At 61.2% G+C, this 7,446-nt stretch carries 7 protein-coding genes; 3 read left to right on the forward strand and 4 right to left on the reverse strand.

What is annotated here, in order from left to right; translation table 11 throughout:
• Positions 1-95 precede the first annotated feature (95 nt).
• The 4 genes from ACHFGA_RS04745 to ACHFGA_RS04760 are packed head-to-tail and all read right to left on the reverse strand — an operon-like array spanning position 96 to position 3,227.
• The gene (locus tag ACHFGA_RS04745; protein ID WP_394281275.1) at positions 96-563 is read right to left on the reverse strand and encodes a hypothetical protein; all 468 of its coding nucleotides are present in this window, start codon (positions 561-563) and stop codon (positions 96-98) included.
• A 10-nt stretch (positions 564-573) separates the two neighbouring features.
• Complete coding sequence (locus ACHFGA_RS04750) at positions 574-1,551, reverse strand: universal stress protein (protein ID WP_394281276.1); 978 nt, start codon at positions 1,549-1,551, stop codon at positions 574-576.
• A gap of 58 nt (positions 1,552-1,609) precedes the next feature.
• Positions 1,610-2,080, reverse strand: coding sequence for a MarR family winged helix-turn-helix transcriptional regulator (locus tag ACHFGA_RS04755; protein WP_394281277.1), 471 nt, complete (start codon positions 2,078-2,080; stop codon positions 1,610-1,612).
• Positions 2,081-2,135: 55 nt separating this feature from the next.
• Positions 2,136-3,227, reverse strand: coding sequence for an inositol-3-phosphate synthase (locus ACHFGA_RS04760; RefSeq protein ID WP_018581201.1), 1,092 nt, complete (start codon positions 3,225-3,227; stop codon positions 2,136-2,138).
• A gap of 145 nt (positions 3,228-3,372) precedes the next feature.
• Between ACHFGA_RS04760 and ACHFGA_RS04765 the strand changes: the two genes are divergently transcribed.
• The 3 genes from ACHFGA_RS04765 to ACHFGA_RS04775 form a co-directional block, all read left to right on the forward strand.
• Positions 3,373-3,735, forward strand: a complete 363-nt coding sequence (locus tag ACHFGA_RS04765; RefSeq protein ID WP_394281278.1) for a DUF5318 family protein — start codon at positions 3,373-3,375, stop codon at positions 3,733-3,735.
• Between the two features lie 86 nt (positions 3,736-3,821).
• A complete protein-coding gene (locus ACHFGA_RS04770) occupies positions 3,822-6,167 on the forward strand; it encodes a transglycosylase domain-containing protein (RefSeq protein WP_394281279.1) in 2,346 nt (781 codons plus the stop codon).
• A gap of 5 nt (positions 6,168-6,172) precedes the next feature.
• Positions 6,173-7,446 (forward strand): glycosyltransferase family 87 protein (locus tag ACHFGA_RS04775; RefSeq protein WP_394281281.1); only part of this gene is annotated, 1,274 nt, incomplete at its 3' end.

Consider the following 7,446-nt stretch of genomic DNA (forward strand, 5'->3'; position numbering starts at 1 on the left):
GCGATGTAGGTGACAGGTTATTGTGATCTACCTATCAGTGCACAACTGCACCCCCATCAGGTGGGGGTGTTGCTGAGCAAGCTCAGCAACACGGCCTAGATAAAGTCGGTGGCCAGGATACCCACGGTGATGGTCAGCCACCACATGGTGAAGGGGAGCAGCGGCAACCACAACACACCCATCCAGGGCATCCAGCGTTCATAGCGGTTGAGCTTGCGCACCATAATCACCGCGCAGCCAATCAACGCCGCCACCGGTGGGATCGAACTCAAGATTGCCCACCACGTGCGCTGCGACTGGGAGCACAGCCACACGGCTTCGCCGGCTTCGCACAGTGGTCCGCCGATTAGCCGGAAGATCAGGGCGAGGGCGCCGGAGATAGCGAGCGTGACGACGATCGACGACACCATATATAAGATGGCCTGCCGCGTCGAGGCCTTGTTCCGCGCGGCAACCTCGAGCGGGTCCGGCTGGTCGGCGAGCTCATCAAAAGACTCTGCATCTGGCCGGGCCCGGTTCGAATAGTCATAATCGGAGGTCAGATCATTTTCGGGGTGAGTCATACTCCCTACCCTAGGCGCTGCGGTACGGGTGGATCACTACGGGTACGGTCACATGCCGTAAAAATTCATTGGCCGTCGAGCCGACAAACACCCGCTCCAAAGTCCCCATCGGGTGGGAGTCCATGCAGATCAAGTCGCCCTTCTTCCACTTCAGGGAATCGACGGCATTGCCCCAACCACGGCCCGAACCAACCTCCGTTTCCACCTCGATGAAGTCCCGGTGTTCAATAACGCGGTCCCGGGCAAGATCCAACATTCCGAGGGATTGCTCGTTCCACTCGTCGATAAGCTCACTGCCCATCCCCTTTGGCTTGCTCAACGTCACATCGGACAAACCGGTGGGGGAGAAGGTGATGATGCGCAGCGGCACCTCGAGCTCGGCCGCCAGCTCAGCGGCGAAGAGCAGGCCGGGGCTATTTTCGTCGGCACGGTCATCGATATAGGCGAAATTGACGCGGGTCACGCCCTTCTTGGACAGCTTCACCGCACGCGGGGCCAAACCGAGCGCGGTCGGTGAAGAGTGCATCAGGGCATCGGTGGTTGAGCCGGCTAGGAAGCGGCCTTTCGACGCGGCCGCATTGGAGCCGAAGAGGATGAGGTCCGCTTCGAAATGCTCCGCCTCGTCGGTAAGCAACTGGGCCTCATTCTGGCCATCGGCGAAAGTAGAGAACTGAGAATCCCACTGGGCGCGGGGCAGCTCGACGTCTGTCAGCGCTTCCTCGACGGCCTTGGCGCAGGCTTCGGCTTCATTCTTGCGCCACTTCTTGTATTTCTTCCCGGTCTTGTTCAACGATGCAGGCCACGGGCGCAACAGTGTGGAAGCGACGCGAACGGTGACCGGCATGCTGCGACCCAGCCAGGCGGCAAATTCGAGGGCTTCAGTGCCGCCGGTATCGTCGTTCGCGGGGTCCCAAGCAACGAGAATGCGGAGCGGTCTCTCACCCAGGAGGGCGGCGACGGTGGCAGGCGATGATTGATCAGTCGGCATAAAGAAGTCGTGAGTAATGCTCTGGTAGTAGTAACTATGTAGCTACCATTATCGCAGGCTACTCAGACTTATTGGAAATCTGCTCCGTGCTGTAGGTCTCTGCCAGCACATTAATCACATCAGCCAGCTCCGCGGCCTTCGCCCGATGTTCGTCGTCAAGCGTTGCGATCATGTCCGCCAGGTAACGGGTGCGCTCATCGCCAACCCGCTCCAATTCCTGCTCCCCGAGGGGAGTGAGCTCCACCAGCACGCCACGACGGTCCGATGTTTCGCGGATGCGACGCACCAAATCACGCTGCTCAAGCTGGTGCAGGGCGTTGGAAGCGGTGGGCATGCGGATGCCTTCTGCCTGGGCGACATGGCTGATGCGCGAAGCGCCATTTTCCTTCAGCCGAGTCATGATTGACAGCTGCGGGCCCGTCAGATCCGACTGGTCAGCAATACGGAAATAGGTCACGTACAGCTTGGTCAGTGACGGGCGGATGCGTGCCGCAATGTCTAAGGGGTCAAGAGAATCAGTTGAAGCCATGACCCCATTGTAGACATAGTTGCGTGGACGAAATTGTCTAGCCAGCCTGAATTATCTAATCTTCAGACCCTGCGATATAGCTTTCCAGCTGAGCGCGGGCGTCCTCGTCGCCGAGCTGCACTGGAGGAGACTTCATCAGGTAGGCGCTGGCCGGCAGGATCGGGCCCGCATCACCACGGTCGAGGGCGATCTTCGCAGCTCGTACCGCATCGATGATGATGCCAGCAGAGTTCGGCGAGTCCCACACCTCCAGCTTGTATTCCAGGTTCAGTGGCACCTCACCGAACGCCGTGCCCTCGAGGCGGACGTAGGCCCATTTGCGGTCATCCAACCACGCCACGTAGTCGGACGGGCCGATGTGGACGTTTCGGTCTTCCTTCTTGCCGGCGATCGGCGATTCCTTCAGGTTGGACGTGACGGCCTGGGTCTTGGAGATCTTCTTGGACTCCAGACGGTTGCGGTCCAGCATGTTCATGAAGTCCATGTTGCCGCCCACGTTCAGCTGCATGGTGCGCTCCAGGCGCACGCCGCGGTCCTCGAAGAGCTTTGCCATCACGCGGTGGGTGATGGTGGCGCCCACCTGGCTCTTGATGTCATCGCCGACAATCGGCACGCCGGCCTCTTCGAACTTCTTCGCCCACTCTGGGTCCGAAGCGATGAAGACAGGTAGGGCGTTGACGAAGGCCACACCCGCATCGATTGCCGCTTGCGCGTAGAACTTGTCGGCCTCTTCAGAGCCCACTGGCAGGTAGGAGACCAGCACGTCCACCTTTCGCTCGCGCAGCACGGCGGCCACGTCGACCGGTTCCTCCGCGGATTCCTCGATGGTGTCCAGGTAGTGCGTGCCCAGGCCGTCGAGGGTGGGGCCGCGCTGGACGGTCACGCCCAGTGGCTCCAGGTCAGTGATTTTGATGGTGTTGTTCTGGCTGGAGCGTGTGGCGTCGGCAAGATCCTTGCCCACTTTGTCCGCGTCCACGTCGAAGGCAGCGACGAACTCGAGGTCCCCCACGTGGTAATCGCCGAATTGGACGTGCATCAGGCCCGGCACCTTGGTTGCGGGGTCGGCGTTGCGGTAGAACTCCACACCCTCGATCAAGGAAGTGGCGCAGTTGCCAATTCCGGCGATGGCTACTCGGATTGTGCTCATGAGATGTGTCTAGCCCTTTCGTTGAGACTGACCTGCAATTGTTGAAATTTCAGGTATATCTCCATCAGACTAGAAAGGATTGGCCCAAAATGCCCCATCCAGAACACGAAAACTGCAGGTTGATCGATCAAGTAGGATAGTTAGCGTGATCAAATTTAGTCAGCAAATTTCGCATGAGTGGGAGCGCAGAAACCTCCTGCGCCACGTTCATGCTGGGCGCGTACCTCGCGACAACGTGTGTGACGCTGACTTCCTCCTCATCACAGCTGCACAATTCCACGGGCGGTCGTCGTCACGCGCCTGCCCCATCTGCGAGGGCGAGATGCGGAATGTGAAGTGGATCTACAGCGAAAAGCTTGGTCGGCGTTCGGGCACGGCGCGTAACGACGAAGAGATCGCCGAAATCACCGCTGAGATCGGGGAACTCACTGTGCACACGGTGGAGGTATGCCCCACGTGCCATTGGAATCATCTGCTTGTTGAAGAGCAGGCGCACGTGAGCGCGTGATTAATTCACGTATCGCTACAAAACGAAGTAACCTGCACTAAGAGCAATAATCGCAAATTCATAAGTGAACCGGTAGGACAAACTGCGTGGCTACAGACTCTGAGAATGGTGGCAACACCAACAACGGTGGAGGCGCGAAATCCTCGCGCGCCGAAAAATCGACCAGCACGGGCTCGTCTTCAGCGAAGAGCTCTTCGTCGAAAAAGAAAAACTCGAAGGGGCGTCGCAAAGGCAAAAGGCGCCAGACAATTTTGGCGACCCTCGCCGTCGTCATGGCGCTGATCATCGCGATCCCTCTTGGCGCGTTCGGCGTGGCCTACCTCAAGGCCGACGTGCCGGAGCCGCAAGAACTGCAGGCCGCTCAGGTCTCCTCGATTTTCGCGGCGGACTCCACGACGGAACTTGCGCGCATCGTGCCCCCTGAGGGCAACCGTGAGCAGATCTCGCTGGACCAGATCCCGGAACACGTCCAAAACGCGGTGCTTGCCGCGGAGGACCGCGAGTTCTGGACGAACCAAGGTTTCTCCTTCACCGGCTTCGCCCGTGCTGTCATCGGGCAGTTGACGGGCAATGACTCCGCCGGCGGCGGTTCCACGATTACGCAGCAGTACGTGAAGAACGCCCTGGTCGGTAATGAGCACTCCTACGTGCGCAAGGCGCGTGAGCTGGTCTATTCGGTGAAGATGACCAATCAGTGGGAGAAGGAAGACATCCTTGCCGCCTACCTGAACACGATTTACTTCGGGCGCAACGCCTACGGCATCGAGGCTGCGGCGCACGCGTACTACTCCAAGCCCGCATCAGAGCTGACTGTTGAGGAAGGCGCGATGCTGGCCGCCCTGATCCAGCTGCCAAGCCAGCTCGATCCGTGGACCAACCGCGAAGGCGCAGAGTCCCGCTGGAACTACGTCATGGACGGCCTTGTCGAGATGGAGCAGCTGTCGCCGGCACAGCGTCAGGCGGCCCAGTTCCCAGAAGTCCGTGACCCGGCCGAGTACTCCGCCTATACCGAGGCCTCTGGCGCCAACGGCATGATCAAGAATCAGGTGATCAGGGAACTCGAGCTGATCGGTATCACCGAGCAGGACGTGACGAACCGTGGCCTGCAGATCACCACGACGATCGACAACGATGTGCAGCAAGCCGCCCTAGACGCGGTGGATCAGAACCTGGCCACGCTGCAGGATGACGCTCGGGCGGCAGTGGTCGTCGTTGAGCCCGGCACCGGCGCCGTGCGTGGCTACTACGGCGGCGACGATGCGTCCGGCTGGGACTACGCAGATGCGGCGCTGCAGACCGGTTCCACCTTCAAAATTTTCGGCTTGGCCGCTGCACTGCAGCAGGGCATCCCGCTGAGCGCGACCTATGATTCTTCGCCAGTGACGCTGCCTGGCGGGATCACGGTGACCAACGCTGGCGGTGTGTCCGCGGGCTATACGACGATCGCTAACGCACTGACTCACTCCTACAACACCTCCTTCATCCGCCTCCAAGACGACTTGGCTGACACCACCCAGGACACCGCCGACATCGCCCACGCACTGGGAATCGCGCGTTCGCTGCCTGGGATCCCGGAGACCCTGACGGAGAACGGGAATAAGCCTTATGAGGGCATCGTGCTGGGCCAGTACCAGTCCCGCGCTCTAGACATGGCGACCGCGGTGGCAACCTTGGCCAACCACGGTGTGTGGCACCCAACCCACTTCGTGGAACGCGTAGAAACCGTCGACGGTGAAGTGCTGTACCAGTTCGATCCCGAATACTCTGAGCGCCGCGTGTCCGCCCAAGTTGCGGATGCCACTATTAACGCCATGGAGCCCGTGGCCGCTTACTCCAATGGCGCGCTGGCCGGTGGCCGCCCCTCCGCATCCAAGACCGGTACCTCCCAGTTGGGAGACACCGGCCTGAACAAGGACACCTGGATGGTGGGCACAACACCACAGCTGACCGCCGCAGTGTGGGTGGGCACCGCCGATAACACCTCCCCCATCTTCAACCAATGGGGTGGCAACATGTACGGTTCCGGTGCCGCTACCGACATCTGGAAGCAGGTGCTGGACACCTCGCTGCAGGGCCAGGACTTCCAGTCATTCCCCACCGCTGACCCGATCTTCTGGGGTGTGAACGGCGCCGGATACACCGGTGGCGGTTATTCCTCCGGCTCCGGCTCCGGCTCGACGGATTCCAGTTATTCCTCGGATTCTGGCTACACCTCTGAGTCCACCGGTACGTCAGGTGGTGGCGGTGGCAGCGCCTCCAGCGCTGTCCAAGCACCAGCGCCGGAGCCCGAGCCCGCCCCAGAGCCGGTGCCTGTCCCGCCGTCCGCGCCGGCACCGACCCCCGCACCGGCACCGGCTCCGGACGCAGAACTTGTGCCGCCACCGGTACCGGACGTCGGCGAAATCCTCGACGGCCTCGACATCGGGTTGTGATAGTAGTGTCCAACGGCGGCACGAAGGCTCCTTCCCGCACCGCCCCGCACCCGCGGCACCGCGTCCAACCCGCGCACACAGAACCCCTGGCGGCAGGCGTCGTCGACAAGCTGGGCGGGCCGATGGGACGATTCTCCCGCATCGGCCGGGCCCGCTGGTGGACACCTCTGCGCGCCCTGATCGCCGTCGCCTGGGTGTTCCTGGGGTTCGGCTTGCTGGCGAAGGCGAACTGCGCCGGCGGGGTGCGTGCCGACGACGGCAGCATCGTGCTCAACTGGTCGGGCAACCGCCAGTACACCTCTTTTTGTTATAACGACATCACCCCGCTCTACGGCGGGCGCGGCCTGGACCAGCCCGGTTTCGTCTACGCCTACTCCTGGGTGGATGGTGATCTGACCCGCTACATGGAATATCCCGTGCTCGCGGGGCTGTTCCAGGGCTTCATGGGCTGGATTGCCCGCAATACGTATTGGCTTGTCGACGACTTCCTGCCCGATGCCGGCTGGTACTTCTATCTCACCGCGCTGGTCTTGTCGATTATTTGGGTGTGCACCATCCGCATCGTGGCGGAGCTTGCGGGCAACCGGGTCTGGGACACCATCTTGGTGGCCGCATCGCCGCTGTTGATCATGCACGCCTTCACCAATTGGGATATCCCCTCCATCTTTTTCGTCGCCGCAGCACTGCTGCTCGCCCGCAACAAGAGGTTCATCTGGGCCGGCGTGATGATCGGGGCGGGTACCGCCTTCAAGATGTGGCCACTCTTCCTGCTGGGCGCGTACCTGGTGGTGGCGATCCGCCGGCGTTCCTTCATTCCCTTCGGGACGATGACGCTTTCCGCAGTTGCCACGTGGCTGGTGGTTAACGTTCCCATCATGATGGCGTACCCACAGGCGTGGGCGGAATTTACCCGCCTGAACTCGGAGCGCTCCTGGGAATGGACCACCATCTATGCGGTGATCTCACGCATGACCGGTTGGGCAGGTTTCGACCAGGGCGAGGGTGCCCCGGAGATCCTGAACACGGTCACTCTCGTTCTGTTCATCGTCGCCTGTGCAGCCATCTTGATCCTCGGCCTGAAGGCGCCACGCACACCCCGGATCGCGGAACTGCTCTTCCTGATCGTCGCCTGCTTCCTACTGATCAACAAGGTGTGGAGCCCGCAGTACTCCCTCTGGCTGGTCGTTCCAGCTGTTTTGGCACTGCCGCAGTGGCGGCTGCTGCTCAGTTGGATGACCGTCGACATGCTCGTGTGGCCCATCCTGATGTGGCACATGCT

It is taken from the genome of Corynebacterium sp., from assembly GCF_043426755.1.
In the GTDB taxonomy this organism is placed as follows: Bacteria; Actinomycetota; Actinomycetes; order Mycobacteriales; family Mycobacteriaceae; genus Corynebacterium.

What these genes read in the sequence shown, in the direction of transcription:
- ACHFGA_RS04745 (WP_394281275.1), bottom strand. Translation starts at nt 563, where the DNA reads ATGACTCACCCCGAAAATGATCTGACCTCCGATTATGACTATTCGAAC.
- ACHFGA_RS04750 (WP_394281276.1), bottom strand. Translation starts at nt 1,551, where the DNA reads ATGCCGACTGATCAATCATCGCCTGCCACCGTCGCCGCCCTCCTGGGT.
- ACHFGA_RS04755 (WP_394281277.1), bottom strand. Translation starts at nt 2,080, where the DNA reads ATGGCTTCAACTGATTCTCTTGACCCCTTAGACATTGCGGCACGCATC.
- ACHFGA_RS04760 (WP_018581201.1), bottom strand. Translation starts at nt 3,227, where the DNA reads ATGAGCACAATCCGAGTAGCCATCGCCGGAATTGGCAACTGCGCCACT.